Raw genomic sequence first — 19,092 nt, 5'->3', positions numbered from 1 at the left:
TGGCACGCAATTATAAATCTATGATTCGTATAGCCTGTATATTTATTTGGTGCAAAGCCAAATGAGGACACACCCTAGTCTATAAACACTTTTTTTAAAGGAAAGAGCATCACCTCAAATTTCTATTTGCAATAGTGTCATTTCAAGATAATTTCACTCTATAAAGATTTCGCCACATTCTCCAGCCATTCAGTGCAAGAAGAATAAAGAGAAAATAGAGTACGGCTGTTAAATACAATGATTTATGGGTGTACATACCGACATAAATCACATCTAGAACACACCACAAGCCCCAGCTTTCAATATATTTTTTTGCCGCCCAATAACTTGCCACCAAGCTAAAAGAGGCTAACATGGAGTCCAACCAAGGTAGTGACGCTGCGGTAAAATGAGCAAATAAGGCACCAATCACCAGACCAGCGACAATACCCACAATCAGGCTATATACCCAGATTTTTTTATTCAAATAGCCAATCTGTACAGTCAGATCCTGGTCTTGATCTTTCTTCGACCAGCTATACCAGCCATAGAGTTGCATCAAGATAAATACGGCTTGTAATGCTGCGTCTGCAAATAAATTGACACGATAAAAAATAATGATATACAGAAATACAGCGACAATATTCACTACCCAGCAGGCTTTATATTGTTTAGACGTCAACCAGACACCTAAAACATTTAAAATGAACGCTGCAATTTCTATATTTTCCATAGCAATATAACCTGATTAAGCAGCCAATTTAGAAGTTCAGATTGAATGACAAGGTTGCTGTACGCGGCGAACCCAAGAATAAATAATCGTCACCCAAAAATTCACCTGCATCACGCCAGTATTTCTTGTTGAACAGATTATTAATATTCAAGCGTAGCAATGCATCGGTCGTATTTAGCTTAAATTGATAAGCAGCGCCTAAATCAACCACACTATAACCTGCGACTTTCGCAGCACCCTCTTTGTTAGCATATTTGCTGGAACTGTATTGACCACCTGCCAGAACAGTGAAACCTGCAATGCTCGGTACGTTATAGCGAAGATGTGTTGCGAAACGAACTTTTGGCACGTTTTGCGCCTGATGATTGCCATATTCAACCGCTTCTACATTTTCTAAACGGGCTTTAGTCAAGGCTAAAGATGAAGTTAAGGCCAGATGATCGGTTAATGCACCATTCAGTCCGAGCTCCAGACCCTGACTATGTTGTTCGCCTTCCGCAACAAAATAGCGAAGTCCTGAAATCGGCTTGCTATATTGGTTGTCTTGGTGTAAATCAAATAGCGAGGCAGTCAATAAAAACTGCTTGATCTGTTGTTTTAGGCCAATTTCATATTGCTCTGAATAGATCGGCGCTAGAGTTTCAGCAGCATTCTCTGCAAACCAAGGCGCTGTCTTTCCATCTGACAAACCTTTGGCATAAGAGGCATACAGAGTTGTTGACTCTACCGGGCTATAACTCACTGCAAACTGTGGTAAAAATTTGCCTAAATCCGTATCACGAACTTTTATTACCTGCTTACCCTCTGCATCATAAGCATGTGCTTGTTCATCAAGCTCGATCCATTTTCCACCAATCAAAGTAGACCATTTCTCATTCCACTCAATACGATCTAAAACCGTAAAAGCAGTCTGTTCACTATCTAAAGCTTTAAAATAGGGACCGACATCACCTAATTGTTGTTCTACTTGTAGTGGATCCTCATAAATATTACCTGCAATATCTATGTCCTCTGGGTTCTCGTATAAATGTGTATATATGTTTCTATTTAATCCAGGATATCGATCACGAGATTTATTGGTTTGCGTAATATCAAAATTTAGATAATGTTGTGCCCAGTTGGTATCAATCACCCCATCCAATTTGACTTTAAATTGATTGGTCTTAAAGGTGTCATCTGGGTTGCGATAATCATAAATATCATAATTGCCATTAGCGTCAAAGGTGTTGCCTAAGCCATTATATTCACATACCGTGGCATAGCATCCCCAAGCAAATGTTGAATAATCATCAACCTTGGATTTACTGTGCGCTGCAACAAGTCCCAAGTTCCAGTCATCATTCAAGGCATAACTATATTTTAAACCAGTATTCAGACTATCGATCGTGACCGGTTTACCCCAAGTCTGGTAACCAAGCAATCGATCCCATTTCACATTTTCTGGGACTTTGCCATCCAGTAATTGATAGCCTGGCACTGATTTTTGTTCGGAACGCTGTGCTTCAAGATCAAATTCCAATTTAGATTGCTCAGATGTTTTCCAGTCTAAGGCCAATGCCGCTAAATAGCGCTCACCATCCACGTGATCGACATAAGACTCAATCTGCTCATTCACCAGATTGATGCGATATCCGAATTGCTGCTCATCACCCAAAAAACCACCGAGATCAGTTGCCACTGAAAACTGGCCGTGTTGATCGGCAGAGAATGTCAGGGCCTGGATATCTTTGGGTCGCTTGGTGACATAATTGACCACACCACCCGGGGTCGACATACCACTTTGAATCGCGGAAATGCCTTTTAAAATTTCCACACGTTCTTTGTTTTCAAGTGCAACGTTTTGTTCACCACGAATCACATTGCCATTAATGAGGTAGCTTGATGCCAAATCGAGTTCAAAGCCACGCGAGACAAAGTTTGGATAATAGCCAATTGCAGCATAGCCATCACCGATGGCTGCATCATTTTTTACCACATCGCTCAGCACGCGAGCATGTTGTTCAGCAATGAGATCGGCAGTCACGATAGAGACCGATGCAGGTATTTTTTGCAGACTGTCCGTAGCAAATCCCTCGACATTCACTTTGGCACTCGAGTAAGGGATGCTTTGATCGGCTGTAATGACAATCGTGTCAAGCTGTTGAACATCGTCTTCAGCATAAGTCAGCGGGGCTAAACAAAGCTGCGACAGAATGATCATATTTAAAGATCGGGTTAATACATTCTGTTTGAGTTGACGATTGTTCATACGAAACCTTATGTATTTGAAGTGGGTGATGATGCCGGGTTTAGAGAGCAACTAAGAAGAGTGCAATTCGTGTTGAATGAGCCGGGTTAAAGTCTGGGTAAATTGTTGGCCTTGTTCGCCAAAGAACCAGTCCACATGACCGATAATCCAGTCGTAATAAGCCGCATCTGCATGGTTGAGGTTGTGGGTAATGCCCACAAAATACTCCAGCTCTGAAAAAGCGAAATCCAGATGCACGATTTTCAGCAGTTCTGGCAAAATACTAAAATCTTCTTGTGGATGTATCTCGGAAAAATAAGCATGGAGAAAAGCGGTTAAACCGGCTTCATCAATCGGAATATGTGGGTTCTGCTTTAATTCCAACCAATCAATGAAATTACGTTCAATCGTCACAGCCAGATCATAAAGTGCCGAATTTCGGTCAGATAAACCAAAATCAATTACGGCAGTAATCTCCGCTTTGGCATCCGGTGCTGACCAAAATAGATTAGAAGCGTGTAAATCGTTATGGGTCCAAATTCTGCTTGCCTGTTGCAATACAGGCTGAATACGCTGGTGAACCTGTAAGATTTGATCTAAAAAGTAAGGATCTAAATTTTTGTCGGCACAGTAACGGCTTAATTCTGGACTGTTTACAATGCGCCGTTGAATGGCTGTAACGATATTTTCACTGTTTAAAAGCTGCTGATTGGACAATAAATAAGATGCTGATCGGCCTTGCCGCTCAGGAAAATCCTGCATGGCCATATGTAAGCTTGCCAGTAATTGCCCCGCTTTCGCAGCATGTTCAGCATAGAAAAAAGGTTTCCAGGATTGCTGATCTGCATACAGATCTAAGCCGGCTGCTTTTGCATAGACTTCATAGGTCCAGTCACCTAGCTCTAAAGCGGTCAGACCTTGATTTGAGCTAATCAATGCTGCAACAGGAATTTCTTTGCTAGCTAAATGCTGAAGAACGGCATGCTCCTGTAAAATATCGCGGGCACGACGAAAGGAACAATGGCTGCGCTTAATCAAATACTGATGCGCGACTATTTCATCCCTGCTCACAAGATCCTGCTCTACTTTAACCAATACTGCAGATGAAAATGGCCGTGGACTACACCACAAAATCTGAATATGACCTTGTAAACAGGAATACTGCTGCTGCAGGCTTTGTAATTCTGGATCAGAAATATGTGCCCAGTCTTTATTTTCCCAGGCATTGCCCATACCATGACCTAAATCATCAGTCATTGTGGTCATTATCAATATCCCTGAGCCAGATCATCATGTGGTAATGGAGAGTCATCATTTAAGCAAACATCTACACAGTATTTTCAAATACATTTAATATTTAAGGTTTGTCCCAAAATTAAGTGGTACATACCAGTATTAAATTGGAGGAAAGTTTAGCCTTTTAAATATAAAAATAGAATGCTTAATAATTAAAATTATTTTAAAAATAAAAAATCCTAAAAACACAGAAGTTTTTAGGATTTGAATGGATTGGAGATAAATATAAGCTTATGCGTGAATATCTAGGGTCATTTCAATTTTGTCCTGAGACCAGATTTCGATGTCATATTCAATCACCAGATCGTTTGATTTTGAAATACGTTCAATGTAAGTTGCTGTTTGGCTTATAGGAATTCCTAAATATTGGCTCTCAAAATGAGAGACACCGGTATTTTTAATTTTTAACTGACTACTCGTATAATCATAATCAAAGTGATTTTTAATGACATCTTGGACCGAAGTAATCACGTCATAATTCAGCACATCTGGAAATAGCGCAACAGGCAGATAATTGTATTCAAGGAGTACCGGGACATCATCAGCATAACGTAAACGGATAATTTCAATAAAGCCGAGTCTTCTCGTTGCTTCACTAAAAACATCACTGTGATCAAATCGCTCCAGCTGTCTGGTCGAGATCAGTTCTGTTCTGGCATTAAAACCCTGTGCCTTCATATAAGAACGAAAATTTTCAATTGAGTTTGGATAGTATTGAATTTTTTTATTACTCACAAACCAGCCGAGATTTTGCCGTTTGTAAATTTTATCTTCGGCACGAAGCTGTTCATAAGCCTTACGCACTGTTTCCCTTGAACAGTTAAACTTTAATGCCAAGTAACGTTCCGATGGAATCATTTGATTAGAACTGTATTTTTTCAATTCAGCCTCAATCAAATCTCTGATTTCCATATACTTCATTCAGTGAATCCAGCTCGTCAGCGTAAGTTATATTGATGGTACTAAATTAAAGAACAGAGGAAAATTAAAAAAGGTACAGATCAGTAAAAAGATACATTCCCTAGTCTTAATGAGAATTTTTACGGTAATGGTAATCCCCCCTAAAAATATTGATGATGAGAATGCAGGACCTTATCGTCAGCAAAATGTATTAAATTCACTTATGCTCTACTTCCTCACTTGTATCGCAAATTGAATAACATGGCATTTACCACAATGTAATTTTCCCTCCTGCCTTTCTTGCTCCCCGACATAAAAGTGATGGATGTGGTCCTGTCCGAAGACTTCTAGAATGTAACGAGGATCGTATAAATATTCGACATTTGAAGGACCACCGGTTTTATAGTCGATCTGTTCCTTTGAATATAGCTCACCAATAAACCATCCACCGTTGAGCAAGGATTTTCTTATGCCTTCTAAAACCTGTTTTTGTGTTTCTATATCGAAATGACCAAATACACAGATCACATTTTGATAAAACTCCGATGGCCATTGAGCTACTGTTAAATCAACATGTTTAAGTTCAACTTTTATCCCTTGGGCTTCAGCCTTGCTGGACAGATGCGTCAAAGCAACATCAGAATAATCCCAGACTTCCGCTGAAAAAGGGTAACCCTGCTGTCTTGCCCGCTCAGCCAGGTATAAGATATTCCGTCCTTCACCTTCAGCAATTGCCAGTGTTTTACCCTCTATTCGGATTTTGTCCGAAATTTGCTGAATGAAAAGATTTGCTGCTGTGCCATACAGATCTTGCGTCCGGGCATACAATTCATTCCAGTGCTGACTCATTTCAGCCTCCATTTACTAAACGATTCAATCAGCTGGAAAACTCTTTAAATGCCTCTAGGGCATTTGCGGCATACATCAATGAAGGTCCTCCACCCATATAGACGGCAACGCCTAAAACTTCTTCCAGTTCCCGTAGGGTCATGCCCATTTTGACTAAGGTTCGAACATGAAAACCGATACAACCATCACAACGTGCCGCCACACCAATCGCCAAGGCAATTAACTCCTTGGTTTTCGGATCAATCACGCCATCACGCATAGCAGTCTGTGACAATTGGTTAAAACTTTTCATTAAATCAGGCGAATCCTGACTTAAAGTTCTTAAACTGCCCGAAATGTTCTGGGTTAATTCTTTGTATTTCATTGCTTCACCTCAAATAAAGAAATCAGCATTCATTTATATATTCAATAGCTTATTTTTCTACCGGATAGCCCTGTTCCAGCCAGGCCTGGTAACCACCCTGAACCGACTTGACCTGGGTAAAACCCATATTCTGTAAGGTATCGGTTGCCAGTGCTGAACGTCCACCCGTACCACAAATCAAATAAATCGGCTGATCTTTAAGATGTTCCAGTGCCTGCTGGGTATCACAATGATGACTGGCTAAGGGATGCTGGTGAATTCGCATTTCCAAAATACCACGTGGATAATTCACCGCCCGGTCTATCGCTGCTGCTTGGAATTCATCTGGTTCCCGAACATCAATCAGTATGGTTTTATGGTTTTGCATCGCCTCAAACAATTCATTTACGCTGACTTCCTGAATCCGGCTTTTTGCATTCCGGATCAATTGCTCTGCAGTTTTCATCATTTTCATTCTTCCTCGGCCATTAAAACGATATTCACATTGCATAAACGATGCTCAGGGAGATTAAAGCGCTTTAGTTTAGGTACTTAATCGTCTGTTTTAGCCCATGAGCGCTGAATAGATTAAATACATAGCTACCCCAACCACGGTTGTGGCAAATATTTTCTGTACCTTGTTACTGTCAATCCGATGCATCAGACTGCGTCCAATGAACATCCCGACAATACAGGCCAGGACAAAGGCCAGTGTGACCGAAACAGGATATTGAAAGCCCTCCAGTACGTGTGCAGAAATGCTGACCCCACCAATCAGGAAAATAATCATGAGAGAGGTCGCCACGATGCTGCGCATATCGAGATCGGTGAATTTACGCAGGGCTGGAACAATAACAAAACCACCCCCAACGCCAAGCAGACCCGTTAATAAACCTGCCACTACACCAATACCAGCCAGAAAGGAGGCCGTTTTCACATTCCAGATCAGACGACCGGTCGTTTGATTGACCTTGCACGGTGCATTACCATGATCATGGACTTTATTAAAGAAGATCCGGTAAGCAACAATCAGCATGACCAGACTGAAAGCCAGCGTCAGCCAGACTGGAGAAACGATATCAGCCAGATGCACGCCATAACGGGCTGAAGGAATACTGATCAGCGCGATCCAGAGCGCAGCGCGATAACGTACAATACGCTTGAATAAACCTTCGAACGTTCCAACCAAGGCCGACAGCGTGACTGCCAGCAAGCCCACCGGCGCAGCCTGAGCTACCGTCCAACCCTGACTCGCCATCAGTGCCGGTACAGCCAGAATGCCGCCACCAGCACCGGTTAGACCCAGCAAGCCACCAATCGCCAATCCTTCCAGTATTAATGCCCACATCGCCCTCTCCCTTATCCACAAAAATGATTCAATAAAGGTTGAACTTTTTGTTGAATCACGACACAAGCTTATTTGAAGTAGTTAAGAGGAAGCTTGAGGTAAGAAACACCATTTGGTTCTGGCTCAGGAAACTGCCCTGCTTTCATATTGATCTGAATCGCCGGTAGAATCAGTTTAGGCATACTCAGTCCTGAATCCCGCTGGTTGCGCATCTGAGCAAATTCAGCTTTACTGATTCCCTGATGAATATGAATATTCTGTGTCTTTTGTGTCTGTATATCAGATTCACACACATAGGATTCACGTGTTTCAGGCAAATAGTCATGACATAAAAAGACCCGGGTATCTTCTGGCAACTGAAACAGGCTTTGTACCGAATCATAAAGCTGTTCTGCACTGCCCCGCGGAAAGTCACAACGTGCTGTACCATAATCTGGCATAAACAGGGTATCACCCACAAAAACCGCATCACCAATCACATAACTCAGGCAAGCAGGCGTATGTCCCGGTGTTGGAATGTTATAGGCTTTCAATGTTCCGATTTGGAACGACTCATGATCTTCAAATAAATAATCAAAGAGCTGCTGGGCATTCCATTGTTTAATATCCAGATGATAAATCGCGCCAAAAGTTTGCTGAACAATACCAATTTTCTGGCTCATGGCAATCTTGCCACCTAACTCAGCTTTGAGGTATTGCGCTGCAGTCAGATGATCAGCATGGACATGGGTTTCCAGAATCCACTCGACCGTTAAACCCTGCTCTTTAATATAGGCAATAATTTTATCGGCATGAATAGTTGAGGTACTTGCTGATGCCGGATCGTAATCCAGAACGCTATCAATAATGGCGCAGGCTTTGGTTGCAGGATCACGTACAACATAACTGAAGGTATTGGTATCTTCGTGAAAAAAATCTTTTACTATAGGTAAGTTTGACATCGTTAAGCTCCTGACCATTTACGGTGAATCCATACACCCACCAGCATTGCTACAATAAAATAGAGCACTTGATAGTGGCCCAAACCGATCAAGGTGAAACTTGGCGCCGGACAGATGCCGGCAATGCCCCAACCTGCACCAAATAAAACCGCACCTGTGATCAGTTTTTTATCTATCTGATTATTTTTAGGTAAATCAATAGGGTCATTAAATACTGTTTTCGGTTGCGCCGTACGTAATGCTTTCTGGAAGGGAATAAAGGCCACCGCAATCGCGCCCATCATGACAAAGGCCAGACTGGCATCCCAATCGCCAAACAGATCCAGGAAATCGAGTACTTTTTCCGGATTGGACATGCCTGATACCATCAATCCCACAGAGAACAGCGCACCAAATAAAAAGGCAAACACATTTTTCATTTTAGAATGCTCCTGTGATATGACGGATAATATAAACAGCGACAAAACCTGCAAACATGAAAGTCATGGTCGCGATGATAGAACGCTTAGACAGGCGACTGATGCCACAAATTCCGTGACCACTGGTACAGCCCGAACCTAAGCGTGTCCCAAAGCCCACTAGCAGACCTGCCACAATCATCATCAGTGGGCTGGCATTCAATTCGATTTCAGGTTGTACAAACAGACCATAAATAAACGGTGTGAGGATCAAGCCTAATAAAAACCAGATTGCAGGCGTTTTAAACATGGTTTTTGAGTTTAATACTTGCCCAATCAAACCACTGATTCCTGCAATACGGCCATTGACGTAAAGATAACCAACTACGGAAAGCCCGAGCATTAAGCCGCCAATAAATGCGATGAGGAAGTCATGCATGATGAATTAATCCCTATACAATATACTTTTTTATATTATATAATAAAAAATATTAATCAAGCAGTTTTATGGTAAATTATGTAAACTGCACGGGCTACATCAAAAGTTGTGAGGACATTTATGGATATGATTGCTGAAAATGCCAAAATTGATTTTTCTCAAGTCGATTTCGTCAGCCAATGCCTAAAAGTTTTGGCCAATCCTGATCGTCTGAAAATCTTATGTGTCCTGGTCGATGGGGAAATGAATGTTCAGGAAATTGAAGAATCTACTGACATTCATCAACCTACACTTTCACAACAGCTGACTGTATTGCGTAAGGCCAACATGGTTGGCACCCGACGTGAGGGCAAGCAGATTTTCTATCGTCTGAGTGATCCCAAGGTCTTGAGCCTGATGCAAAAGCTGTACGAGCTGTATTGCGCCTAGCCCTCCTCTTAATGCAACCAAAAAGAAATGATCAGAAGCAGCCCGCTAAAAGCAGTAAACAGGTTTAGCCATACAGGATGCTGGGTATAATAACCTTCAATAAATTCCGGCGGTCCCAGTGATGTCCATCCCCCTCGATATTGCAGGATTGAGGCGATATTCACCAACATGCAAAACACAATCACCGCAATCCCCATCCACTGTGCATAGGCTATTTTTTATGCATAACGTTCATGATCGACTAATTACAATAGCCGGTTGGATTTTTCAATCACAAAACCAAATGCAATTCATGTCAGACCATTCCGGTTCCCTGCCAGAGCGGTTCATTCCAAAGCAAACAATACCCGTGGATGATCCAAAGTGGACATATCTCATCCGATCTTATTGTTCAAAAATTTCTTTGACGTCCATCGCCAGGCCTTGAGTAGATTTAAATTCACCCTGGTTATTTTTCCAGGCCATCGACGGTGTGGAGAAAAAGCCGTATTTCCCCATTAGGGCCTGGTTGGCATCAATTTTTGCAGCAATTTCTGCAGGAATCTTTGCCATTTTCTTGAGCTGCTTTTTGCCTTTATTCTTGTTTATATCATTAAAAACTGCTGCTGGATTTTTCGACATTAACAATGTTGCCACCTGACCACGGCTTTCTTCACGGATCACACCGACCTGAATATGACGCAGCTGTACCTTGCCTGATTCGACCCAAGGCCGAGCCGCCTGCCAGAATTTATAGCAATATGGACAATTCGGATCGGAAAAGACATAAACCACTCGTGGTGCATCCGGCTTGCCATCCTGAATCCAGGTCGATTTTTCCAGGGTTTTCCAGACATCATCCAATACCGCTTTTTTCATATGCTTTTCAATCTGCTCATTGGACAGGCTTTTCCCTTGCGCATCAAACAGTTCGCCCTTGATATAATATTTGTCATCGTTGGAGATAAATACTGTATTGGAGTACTGGTCTTCATGCCCCACCCAACCGGTCATTCCTTGCGGTGCCGGAATCTGTTTTACAAACACAAAACCCTGTTTTTCAATATTCTGTTTAATATTCGCCTGCGTGTGCATGCTCATGATCAGGAACATGCCTGCACCCAGTACCCGGTAAATTCTGTTCATACTAAGTCCTTCCGTTTTTTTAAGGTTGATCTGAAATTCTGTTTAAATATTGCTGCAACATGGCCGGACTGAGTTCCCCCATATGCCGCTCGACCAGCTGGCCTTGAGCATTAAAAAACAGCGTCGTTGGCAGGCCAAAACTATTCAGCTGCTGTGGCAGTTCACCATATGGGTCCAGCAGGACATGTTTAAATTGAAACTGATGTTTTCTTAAATAGGCATTTACGGTGGCTACCTCCTCACCCTGATTCAGCATGACAAAATTCACTTGAGGATGCTGCTTGGCTGCTTTGGCCAATACCGGCATTTCGCGATGACACGGCGGACACCAGCTCGCCCACAAATTAATTACCGTGGGCTGGCCAATGAATTGGCTGAGTGGAATCTTATCTGTACCCAGACGTTCCTGTTCTAGTCCAGCAAAGGCTAGATCAGGAAACGCTGCTTCAGTTTTTAGACTGGATTTGAACGCGAGCCCAAGCCCGACCCAGAGTACAAAGATGATCAGCAAGATGGCTTTGAATCGGGTCTGCAACTGTCTGTTGCGAATGACATACCATAAAGTACCTATCAGCACCCCGCCCCATAAATGAAAACCTTTGTCCTGGATTTTCAGTATGTCGATGGGGGCTACAAAATACAGCTCGGCATTGAGTAGAACGAAAACAAGACGTGCACCCAGCATCCCTAGCAGAAAACTGCTCCAGAGCAAATCCTGACTTTGTCCAAGCAGCTGTTTAGACCATGAATACTTTCTGGCTAATCCAAACAGGACGGCAGATAACAGCATCAAGCCAGTGGCAACAATCATGAGTGTCCAGGGCAACATCAAAGGTCCCAGATGCAGCGCATCACTGGAAATCATCATAGTTGCTCCCCTTGTAGTTGCTGCAATGTGCCTAGTAAATGTGCCGCACTAAAGCTTCCGGTCAAGCGCAACTCACGCTGCTCCTGATGCGCTGCATTTAAAAATATAAAGGTGGGTGGACCGAGGATTTGCCATTCTTTTAGCAGCTCATCCTGACTTGGATGATAGTGGGTCAGGTCTAATTTGATACGAACCACATTTTGTAAAGCCGTCTGGACATCACTACGTGGAATCACTTCCTTTTCAATCGGTTGACAGGCCACACACCAGTCCGCATACACATCAATTACCACTGGCTGTGCAGGATGTTTGGCTAAAACCTGTTGCAATTCTGCGGCTGTACTGACCTTCTGCCATTCAAGCCGTGATTCCACATGGGCGACCTGTACCTGACTCCAGACATGATAGAGCTGCATGCCTCCTGCAAAGACCAGTAAACCACTGAGCAGCATCAGGACTATTTTCGATACAGACCGATGCACATGGGGCAGCATCTTGAACAAGAAGTAGCCTGAACAGGTGATCAGTACTACACCCAAAAGGCTCAGGTATAAAATGCCGGGCAATAGGGGGCGGGCAAAATACAAGGCCAGGGCCAGCATGACAAAGCCAAAACTAAACTTCAGGCGATCCATCCAGATGCCAGGTTTGGGTAAAAGATGGGACCCAAATACAGCTGCGATAAATAGTGGCAAGCCCAGCCCAAGGCCTAAGACAAACAGATAGCTGGCACCCAAAATCGGTTGATTAAGCTGAGACACATAGATTAAGGCACCGGCCAACGGTGCACTCATACATGGCCCGACAATCAGTGCCGCGATCATGCCCATGAGACCAGCACCAATCAGCGTGCCACCCTTCTGCTTTTGCTGCCATTGATCCAGCCGCTGTAACATGCCTTGAGGTAAGGACAGCTGAAATGCTCCGAACAGATTAAGCGCGAACAAAACAAACAGAATGCTGAAAATACTGATGAATATCGGACTTTGAAACCAGCGCTGAAAACTGTAACCGAGCTGTGCCACAGCAAGTCCTATGACCGCATAGACCAGTGCCATACCCAAAACAAAGACCAGCGCAATCAGTGCAGCACGGTAGCCCCGGTGCTGCTGAACCAGAATTCCCGTTAAAATTGGAATTAAAGGTAAAGAACACGGTAAAAATGCCAGCAGAATGCCAAGCCCGAGAAAAATCAGAGCATTAATCAACAGACCTTGTTTCGACAGCAAACTTAAAAAATACTGGTCATTGTTCCACTGGTCATTCATGCCTGCTGATGAAGTTTGATTTTTAGGGTCTGTAATAAGCTGGTCGTTTTTCTCTGTTAATTCCACCTCAGGCTGCACGACAGGGTCGGAAACTGCAGCGACTTGCACTTTCTCCACCTTTTCTTCAGCCAGTGCTTGATCTGTACTTTGAGTTTGCCCTATAGCTTGGAGCTCATCTTTCTGAGTAGTCAAAATCTTTTCGTTTGCTTCTGGCTGTGTAGTGCTGGCCAGCAGCTTTTGAGGCTTGCTCAAGTTTTGCGCTGGAAATAAACCATCTGCATCAGTTTTTACTGTGGTGCGTTGCACCGGATAACATAAACCGCTTTCTGCACAGCCCTGCCACTGCACCGCAAACTGCTGGTTGGGCTGGACATTCATATTGGTTTTGACTTGCCCATAATGCACCTGAGTCAAACCGAAATTGGGATCATCTTTGTCTTCAGGTTTGGGCAATGCCAACTTGACTGGGGTCTGCTGATGAGACACTTTAAGCTGGTCATGATACAGATAATAACCCTCTGCGATTTTCCAGCTAAGCTCTGCCTGATCCTGACTTGTAGAAACCACCTGAAACTGAAAAGCCTGATCCGGTGGTAAAAAGTCTGCATGTGCAGTTCCCGTCATGATTCCACCGCCGATCACGGCACCCAATATCCACTTCAACATCCAGCTGATCTCCTCCTGTTAGGACTGCATTATTGAAAAACTAAAATTAAGACAACATTAACAGCCCAAATCATTTATAAAATAATGGCAGTTTGATCAGGATGTTCTATGTTTATTGTATTGGTTGAGGATGATCCCTATATCGCACAGAGCATTTGTGCTGCTCTGAACTATCTGAATATTTCAGTGGAGCATGTCAGTCACGCACGTGCTGCAGATTATTTTATCCGGCATAGTGCTGTCGATTTGTGTTTACTGGATTTAGGCCTGCCGGATCAGGATGGCCTGGACTTGCTGCACAGCTGGCGACGTGACCAGATTGATCTCCCGGTACTGGTATTGACGGCACGGCTGCGGACCGATCAGTGTGTTCAGGCCCTGAATGCCGGTGCCGATGACTACCTGACCAAACCCTTTGAGCTGGAGGAACTGATTGCCCGGATTCATGCCCTCACCCGTCGCCACCGCGGCTTTGCCTCGAATACACTGCAATTTGATGACCTGGTTCTGAATCGGGATACCCAGACTGTGACCTACCAAGACCAGGCCGTGAGTTTATCTCGCCGTGAATTCAGCCTGCTGGAAACCCTGATGAGCCACCCCAACCAGATCCTGAAAAATGAACAGCTTATTGACAAGCTCTATGGTTTTCAGGACGCTATCGAGAGCAATGCCCTGAATGTACACATTTATCACCTGAGACAAAAACTACATCCAGACTTGATTCAGACCGTTCGTGGTGTGGGCTATATTTTCAAACCGTTTGAGCATCGTCATGTTTAAGCACAGCTTGAAATGGCGTTTGGCCATGAGTCTTTTGGCCGTGTTTATTGTGCTGTGGAGTGCGGTATTTTCATGGCTGTATATTGACCTGAAACAACGTTTACAAGACACGCTGGATCAACGCCTATCGGCATCTGCGCAAATGGTTGCCCGGCTGATTCAGCAGCTACCGCTGGATAGTCTGGGGGATGCAACCTTATCCAAATTAGCCAAGAATGATGATGCAAACCAGTTAATTGCCTGTGAAGTCTCTCTTTTTAGCTCTGACATCTCGTTAGATAATCAGGTCATTGCCAAAACACGCGGTGCCCCCCAAAATTTAAGCCAGCGACCAGAAGGATTCAGCACCTGGCAGCAGGGTGATACGGAATGGCGCAGTTATGTCCTGCGTCGTGGTGATATTCAGGTGGTGGCGGCAGAACGTATGTTCTTGAGGGATACCTTACTACAGCAGATTCTACAGTCCGTACTGGTTCCCTTGGTCTTCTCACTGCTAATCTGTATTGCCCTGATCATCTTTATTATCCGCAGACAGTTCCGGTCTTTGGATCAGCTCAGTCAATACCTGAACCAGAAAAACCTTAGCTATTCAGAGGCGGCAGATTTTTTAATGCAGCTCAAGCCTGCAAGCATTCCCCAAGAAGTACAGCCTTTTGTCAACAATTCCACGCAGTTGATTCAGAAACTCAATGACAGTCTGCAACAGGAGAAAGCCTTTAGTGCCTATGCTGCACATGAATTACGCAGTCCCCTGACCGCAATTAAAACCCATGTACAACTGGCACAGCTGATCGGTCAGCAGCAGAACCTGCCTGAATCCATTCAGCACAATTTGCAGCAGGCCAATGAGAGTATCCGGCGTTATACACTATTACTCGAGCAGCTTTTATTGCTGACCCAATCAGAAAACAGTCTCCAGGAAATGACTGAGGCCATCTGGCTTCGCCCCACACTTGAGAAAGTTCTTGCAGACTTAGGTACACGCTATCCAGAAATGAACAAAAAAATACAGGTGAACTGGGAAAGTCTAGGCGAAATTCAGCTACCTGAATTTGTGCTGTATACCGTACTGAAAAATCTGCTTGAGAATGCACTGCTGCATGCACAGGCTGAACAGATTTGGATTTCCATGCAGTCTGGTTGCCTGGTGATTGAAGATAATGGCCAGCAACTTACAGCAGAAGATATTCAACATTTAGGACAACGCTTCTGGCGCAAATCTGCTCAGCAGCATGGCCATGGTTTAGGACTGGCATTAACTGCTAACCTGTTAAAACAATATGGCTATCAGCTCTCTTTCAATGCCCGTCGACCCTATGGTGGGCTCAGCATTGAAATAAAGTACGGCGTGTCTAAGCTTGACATGCAAGCTTAGGGATATCCAGCCATACGGCTGTTGGAAAATACCGGGTCAGATACTCCTTTAAATATTGAATGGTATCCATCGCAATCGTTTGATCCTGGTGGTCATCAGCATGGTTAAATGCCACAGCATAAAGCGTGACTTCACGTTGTTTGAGTAGCTCCAGACTCAGTAGAGTATGATTAATACTGCCCAGACGGCCTGAAGTCACCAGAATGACAGGGTAGTGATGCGCTGCAATATAATTGATCGTCAGCATGTCCCGGGTCAGCGGCACCATTAATCCACCCGCTCCTTCAAGCAGAACCCGGTCATAACGCTCGGCCAGTATAGTGGCTGCCTGCTGAATTTTTTCGAAATCGATTGAACGCCGATCCAGTTCAGATGCCAGATGCGGTGAGGCCGGATAGCTAAAGATTTCTGGCATGGTCAGCTTGCCACCTGAGTGCAACTTAATTTAAAAAATAATTGAGGATGTTGTTAAATAAGCTCAAAAAAATAGAAGTGATTACTGGTACGCTTTCACAAGTCCCTTTTTGCTCCGTTCTATATGATAAATCCCGGTCATTGCACTGAATCACTGCTAAAATCTTTTCTTCTATTTGAGTAATGGCCTGCCATACTTAGGCTATTTAGCATACAAAATAAATAAGGAGGCATCATGCCTCTTTGAGCTGTTACTATTTACTTTCTTTTTCCGTTGGCATAAGTCAATCGATTGCTTTTAGACACTATATGGCTGGCAAAATTCCTGTAAATCGAAGGAGTCTTTCAACTGACATAAGCGCTGATACCTTCAGTTAAATCCATGAACTGAGATGCCTCCAGATAATCATTCACTGCTGTAACATGATCCCATCCTGTCCCGGATCACATCACGGGCTGTTTTTAAAACTCCACATAAAACTTTTCAATCAACTGCTGTGTTCTAATCAGCAGATGTTTAAACACATTATCCCGTTCAAATAGCTTCACCTTATAATTTGGCGAGTCTTTAAGTTCTTCCTTGCGCAACAAATGCTTGGAGAACTCGTAATATTCCAGTACATTTTTTATCGTCTCTGGCTTCAAATTCTCCCTCTATGATGCCAGTCAAGGTATTGGCAATATTCCAGATTTTTTGTAGCTGTTGCACCTGGGCATGATTATGACAGTCCAAATCACGAACTCATTAATCCAGTGATTTCGCCTAAAATTTTCAATCATGCCATCGTAAGAAGGTGGCAAAAGACATAGTTTTTCGTGGGATTATGGCGTGAATAATAGTAAGTTTTTGACCCCAAGAAAAAAGTGTAGCAACTTACTACACTTTTTAGATATTCAGAATTTAGGTATTTTCACTTGTATTTTAGACAAGATGTAGCAAGTCCGAACTGCGACATTTTCCCAATGAGCGCCCGCTAATCTCACTAAAAAGATGTACCAGAAATATTCTAGTTATTTGCGAAAAATGTCAGACATGCAAAAAAAAATCATTCACTCGGAATGTTTTTCAATGCGCTGTAGCAATTTGCTACACTTTTTAAATAATTTCTTTACCAAAAATCTCATTCAAACGCTCGCGATTTTCCTGAACAAAAGTCGGATCATTTTTGAGCTTATATTTCATCTCTTTCTTGAAATCATTCATGGATGCACCGGCCACAGCAAAATCCATTTGAAACATAATATCGTTCACAATAACATTCGCCTGAGAATCGGTTAAACAGCCTTCGATCTTAAACCACTTGCTGAACTGCGTATAATTCGGATCATTGGCATAGATATACCAGGAACGTACGGTCATATCAAACTTTGCCCCCAACTCTTTCACGATGGCATTATCATCAAAATCTACATCCAAATAGATTTGAGTCTTTTCGTTAAATTGCGGGAGAGCCGCTTCAGTATCTCCACTCATAATTTTAAACCGCACACCCACAATAGGACGGCCTTTCTTAATAGTGTCATATTCTAGCTGCAAACTGGTTTTAGTATTAATTTCTTCAACAATTTTATCCAGAATATAACGCCTAAAATCTACCCAACGGTCATATTTTTTTTCACCGATGTCAATCAACGCTTTTAAATTCTCTAAGGTGAGTTCAACTTCATAGGTGTCGAGATTCGCATACTTAAATTCATTTTTAACAATATAAGAATATAGACTCATACTTGTGACAGAGTCTAAAGCAAATAAATCTTTCAACTGGTAAGTGGTAAAATTCCCACTGGCCAGACGGGTGAAGTAAGGCAGCACTTCACTGGTAAAGCGAATCTGTAAGGCATTTTTGGCATCATCTTCCCAGCGCAGTTCCCGGATAATCGGTACCACAGAATGGACTTTTTTTACTTTACGCTTGACGTCATCTACAGGCTCTTCAATTACAAAATGAGCAACCCGAGATGAAAGTTCCCTATAAATCCGGTCAATAGCCACATTAATGGAATTCTTCTTATTGAGTCCTAACAATTCCCCCAAATCTTCTTTATGCAGATAGATATAGGTTTTCTCGGTAATTTCACGATCTTGGTTATTTTTTTCACCATAGTTTGCAACCGCCATTGCATAAAGCAGTGCCTTATATTCATTAGAAGACAATTCAATAGGGCGAATTAAGCGGTTACTGGTACTCACCACTCCATTCTGTCGAATATTGCCGATACAATAAGGTAAATATTCTATTTCTTGTTTTTCGTTAAAATCGCTCATAAGTGAAAAATTAAAAGTTATTCCCCCTATTTATACATAAAAGTGGAATAACATTCAACATCTTCACCTTACAGATTCACTTTAAGTGCTTATCCCTTTAAAAGGATGTGCTAAAGATCAAGAGTGGAAAGCATGTCATCATTTTTTTAGATTTAGCCTAATCCTTAACCCAAAGGTGGAAACTTTGAAAAAATTTCCACTTATTAGTGACAAGCTTTCCACTTTTATCAACTGAGAAGAGCTTAAATCGTTTTCTTTGCATTTTTTTGTGGCCAAAAATACCGTTATAAGTGAAAAAATCATTTGGTTTAGCACTTTTCAGTGACAAAGCTTCCACCTTTAGAGAGAATCAAGTACTAAATCGGACTTTTTTTTGCAATTTTTAAAGGGAAAACATAACTTATCCACAAGTATAAAAATAAGCGTGACAAGTCTTCCACCTTTA

18 protein-coding genes and 3 pseudogenes are annotated in these 19,092 nt (G+C 42.7%); 3 read left to right on the top strand and 18 right to left on the bottom strand.

Going from position 1 to position 19,092, the window contains the following annotated elements:
* Positions 1-142: 142 nt before the first annotated feature.
* The 11 genes from pnuC to GVV58_RS12345 all read right to left on the bottom strand — a co-directional run bounded on the left by pnuC (position 143) and on the right by GVV58_RS12345 (position 9,453).
* Entirely contained in the window at positions 143-712 is a 570-nt protein-coding gene (gene pnuC, locus GVV58_RS12395; protein ID WP_103800505.1) for a nicotinamide riboside transporter PnuC, read from the bottom strand.
* A 28-nt stretch (positions 713-740) separates the two neighbouring features.
* Positions 741-2,960 carry a TonB-dependent siderophore receptor gene (locus GVV58_RS12390; RefSeq protein ID WP_103800504.1) on the bottom strand — a complete coding sequence of 740 codons (2,220 nt, stop codon included), beginning with the start codon at positions 2,958-2,960 and terminating at the stop codon, positions 741-743.
* Between the two features lie 51 nt (positions 2,961-3,011).
* Positions 3,012-4,205, bottom strand: a complete 1,194-nt coding sequence (locus tag GVV58_RS12385) for a phosphotransferase (RefSeq protein WP_005093759.1) — start codon at positions 4,203-4,205, stop codon at positions 3,012-3,014.
* Positions 4,206-4,466: 261 nt separating this feature from the next.
* Positions 4,467-5,156: a GntR family transcriptional regulator gene (locus tag GVV58_RS12380; RefSeq protein ID WP_005093757.1), complete on the bottom strand. Its 690-nt coding sequence runs from the start codon at positions 5,154-5,156 to the stop codon at positions 4,467-4,469.
* Positions 5,157-5,363: 207 nt separating this feature from the next.
* Positions 5,364-5,984, bottom strand: coding sequence for a class I SAM-dependent methyltransferase (locus GVV58_RS12375; protein ID WP_100535599.1), 621 nt, complete (start codon positions 5,982-5,984; stop codon positions 5,364-5,366).
* A 28-nt stretch (positions 5,985-6,012) separates the two neighbouring features.
* A complete protein-coding gene (locus GVV58_RS12370; protein WP_005093752.1) occupies positions 6,013-6,348 on the bottom strand; it encodes a carboxymuconolactone decarboxylase family protein in 336 nt (111 codons plus the stop codon).
* A gap of 49 nt (positions 6,349-6,397) precedes the next feature.
* A complete protein-coding gene (locus GVV58_RS12365; RefSeq protein WP_035337430.1) occupies positions 6,398-6,793 on the bottom strand; it encodes a rhodanese-like domain-containing protein in 396 nt (131 codons plus the stop codon).
* 99 nt (positions 6,794-6,892) lie between these two features.
* Positions 6,893-7,675 carry a sulfite exporter TauE/SafE family protein gene (locus GVV58_RS12360; RefSeq protein ID WP_074382697.1) on the bottom strand — a complete coding sequence of 261 codons (783 nt, stop codon included), beginning with the start codon at positions 7,673-7,675 and terminating at the stop codon, positions 6,893-6,895.
* 68 nt (positions 7,676-7,743) lie between these two features.
* Positions 7,744-8,616 carry an MBL fold metallo-hydrolase gene (locus GVV58_RS12355; RefSeq protein WP_005093746.1) on the bottom strand — a complete coding sequence of 291 codons (873 nt, stop codon included), beginning with the start codon at positions 8,614-8,616 and terminating at the stop codon, positions 7,744-7,746.
* 2 nt (positions 8,617-8,618) lie between these two features.
* Positions 8,619-9,035 carry a DUF6691 family protein gene (locus tag GVV58_RS12350; RefSeq protein WP_053579073.1) on the bottom strand — a complete coding sequence of 139 codons (417 nt, stop codon included), beginning with the start codon at positions 9,033-9,035 and terminating at the stop codon, positions 8,619-8,621.
* Position 9,036: 1 nt separating this feature from the next.
* Entirely contained in the window at positions 9,037-9,453 is a 417-nt protein-coding gene (locus GVV58_RS12345; RefSeq protein ID WP_016659403.1) for a YeeE/YedE thiosulfate transporter family protein, read from the bottom strand.
* A gap of 120 nt (positions 9,454-9,573) precedes the next feature.
* On the opposite strand from GVV58_RS12345, the gene GVV58_RS12340 reads away from it, so the two are divergent.
* Positions 9,574-9,882 carry a metalloregulator ArsR/SmtB family transcription factor gene (locus GVV58_RS12340; RefSeq protein ID WP_005247061.1) on the top strand — a complete coding sequence of 103 codons (309 nt, stop codon included), beginning with the start codon at positions 9,574-9,576 and terminating at the stop codon, positions 9,880-9,882.
* 8 nt (positions 9,883-9,890) lie between these two features.
* Here GVV58_RS12340 and GVV58_RS15775 read toward each other — a convergent pair.
* From GVV58_RS15775 to dsbD, 4 genes and pseudogenes are all read right to left on the bottom strand, one after another.
* Positions 9,891-10,202: pseudogene (locus GVV58_RS15775) on the bottom strand (DUF202 domain-containing protein).
* A 64-nt stretch (positions 10,203-10,266) separates the two neighbouring features.
* Positions 10,267-11,007, bottom strand: a complete 741-nt coding sequence (gene dsbG / locus GVV58_RS12330) for a thiol:disulfide interchange protein DsbG (protein WP_016659404.1) — start codon at positions 11,005-11,007, stop codon at positions 10,267-10,269.
* 19 nt (positions 11,008-11,026) lie between these two features.
* Positions 11,027-11,875, bottom strand: coding sequence for a TlpA disulfide reductase family protein (locus GVV58_RS12325; protein ID WP_016659405.1), 849 nt, complete (start codon positions 11,873-11,875; stop codon positions 11,027-11,029).
* The gene (gene dsbD / locus GVV58_RS12320) at positions 11,872-13,809 is read right to left on the bottom strand and encodes a protein-disulfide reductase DsbD (protein ID WP_053579074.1); all 1,938 of its coding nucleotides are present in this window, start codon (positions 13,807-13,809) and stop codon (positions 11,872-11,874) included. The genes GVV58_RS12325 and dsbD overlap by 4 nt, the downstream gene beginning before the upstream one ends.
* A 108-nt stretch (positions 13,810-13,917) precedes the next feature.
* Between dsbD and GVV58_RS12315 the strand changes: the two genes are divergently transcribed.
* Entirely contained in the window at positions 13,918-14,592 is a 675-nt protein-coding gene (locus GVV58_RS12315) for a response regulator transcription factor (RefSeq protein WP_005093734.1), read from the top strand.
* Positions 14,585-15,967: an ATP-binding protein gene (locus GVV58_RS12310; protein WP_159516674.1), complete on the top strand. Its 1,383-nt coding sequence runs from the start codon at positions 14,585-14,587 to the stop codon at positions 15,965-15,967. The genes GVV58_RS12315 and GVV58_RS12310 overlap by 8 nt, the downstream gene beginning before the upstream one ends.
* Here the strand turns inward: GVV58_RS12310 and bioD are convergent.
* The 3 genes and pseudogenes from bioD to GVV58_RS12295 all read right to left on the bottom strand — a co-directional run.
* Positions 15,945-16,391: pseudogene (bioD, locus tag GVV58_RS12305) on the bottom strand (dethiobiotin synthase); the annotation flags it as partial. The gene GVV58_RS12310 and the pseudogene bioD overlap by 23 nt on opposite strands.
* 452 nt (positions 16,392-16,843) lie before the next feature.
* A pseudogene (locus GVV58_RS15685) lies at positions 16,844-17,032 on the bottom strand (hypothetical protein); the annotation flags it as partial.
* A 445-nt stretch (positions 17,033-17,477) separates the two neighbouring features.
* Positions 17,478-18,647, bottom strand: coding sequence for a replication initiation protein (locus GVV58_RS12295; protein ID WP_005093725.1), 1,170 nt, complete (start codon positions 18,645-18,647; stop codon positions 17,478-17,480).
* Positions 18,648-19,092: the final 445 nt, after the last annotated feature.

It is taken from the genome of Acinetobacter sp. 18QD2AZ41W, assembly GCF_009829025.1.
GTDB lineage: Bacteria > Pseudomonadota > Gammaproteobacteria > Pseudomonadales > Moraxellaceae > Acinetobacter > Acinetobacter pseudolwoffii.
Note: the sequence above shows the minus strand (reverse complement) of the source record. Positions and strands in the feature narration are given on the sequence as shown.

Coding starts and splice junctions, on each gene's coding strand:
- pnuC (WP_103800505.1), bottom strand. CDS start 712: ATGGAAAATATAGAAATTGCAGCGTTCATTTTAAATGTTTTAGGTGTC.
- GVV58_RS12380 (WP_005093757.1), bottom strand. CDS start 5,156: ATGAAGTATATGGAAATCAGAGATTTGATTGAGGCTGAATTGAAAAAA.
- GVV58_RS12375 (WP_100535599.1), bottom strand. CDS start 5,984: ATGAGTCAGCACTGGAATGAATTGTATGCCCGGACGCAAGATCTGTAT.
- GVV58_RS12355 (WP_005093746.1), bottom strand. CDS start 8,616: ATGTCAAACTTACCTATAGTAAAAGATTTTTTTCACGAAGATACCAAT.
- GVV58_RS12340 (WP_005247061.1), top strand. CDS start 9,574: ATGGATATGATTGCTGAAAATGCCAAAATTGATTTTTCTCAAGTCGAT.
- dsbD (WP_053579074.1), bottom strand. CDS start 13,809: ATGTTGAAGTGGATATTGGGTGCCGTGATCGGCGGTGGAATCATGACG.
- GVV58_RS12345 (WP_016659403.1), bottom strand. CDS start 9,453: ATGCATGACTTCCTCATCGCATTTATTGGCGGCTTAATGCTCGGGCTT.
- GVV58_RS12390 (WP_103800504.1), bottom strand. CDS start 2,960: ATGAACAATCGTCAACTCAAACAGAATGTATTAACCCGATCTTTAAAT.
- dsbG (WP_016659404.1), bottom strand. CDS start 11,007: ATGAACAGAATTTACCGGGTACTGGGTGCAGGCATGTTCCTGATCATG.
- GVV58_RS12385 (WP_005093759.1), bottom strand. CDS start 4,205: ATGACCACAATGACTGATGATTTAGGTCATGGTATGGGCAATGCCTGG.
- GVV58_RS12325 (WP_016659405.1), bottom strand. CDS start 11,875: ATGATGATTTCCAGTGATGCGCTGCATCTGGGACCTTTGATGTTGCCC.
- GVV58_RS12360 (WP_074382697.1), bottom strand. CDS start 7,675: ATGTGGGCATTAATACTGGAAGGATTGGCGATTGGTGGCTTGCTGGGT.
- GVV58_RS12315 (WP_005093734.1), top strand. CDS start 13,918: ATGTTTATTGTATTGGTTGAGGATGATCCCTATATCGCACAGAGCATT.
- GVV58_RS12370 (WP_005093752.1), bottom strand. CDS start 6,348: ATGAAATACAAAGAATTAACCCAGAACATTTCGGGCAGTTTAAGAACT.
- GVV58_RS12310 (WP_159516674.1), top strand. CDS start 14,585: ATGTTTAAGCACAGCTTGAAATGGCGTTTGGCCATGAGTCTTTTGGCC.
- GVV58_RS12350 (WP_053579073.1), bottom strand. CDS start 9,035: ATGAAAAATGTGTTTGCCTTTTTATTTGGTGCGCTGTTCTCTGTGGGA.
- GVV58_RS12295 (WP_005093725.1), bottom strand. CDS start 18,647: ATGAGCGATTTTAACGAAAAACAAGAAATAGAATATTTACCTTATTGT.
- GVV58_RS12365 (WP_035337430.1), bottom strand. CDS start 6,793: ATGAAAACTGCAGAGCAATTGATCCGGAATGCAAAAAGCCGGATTCAG.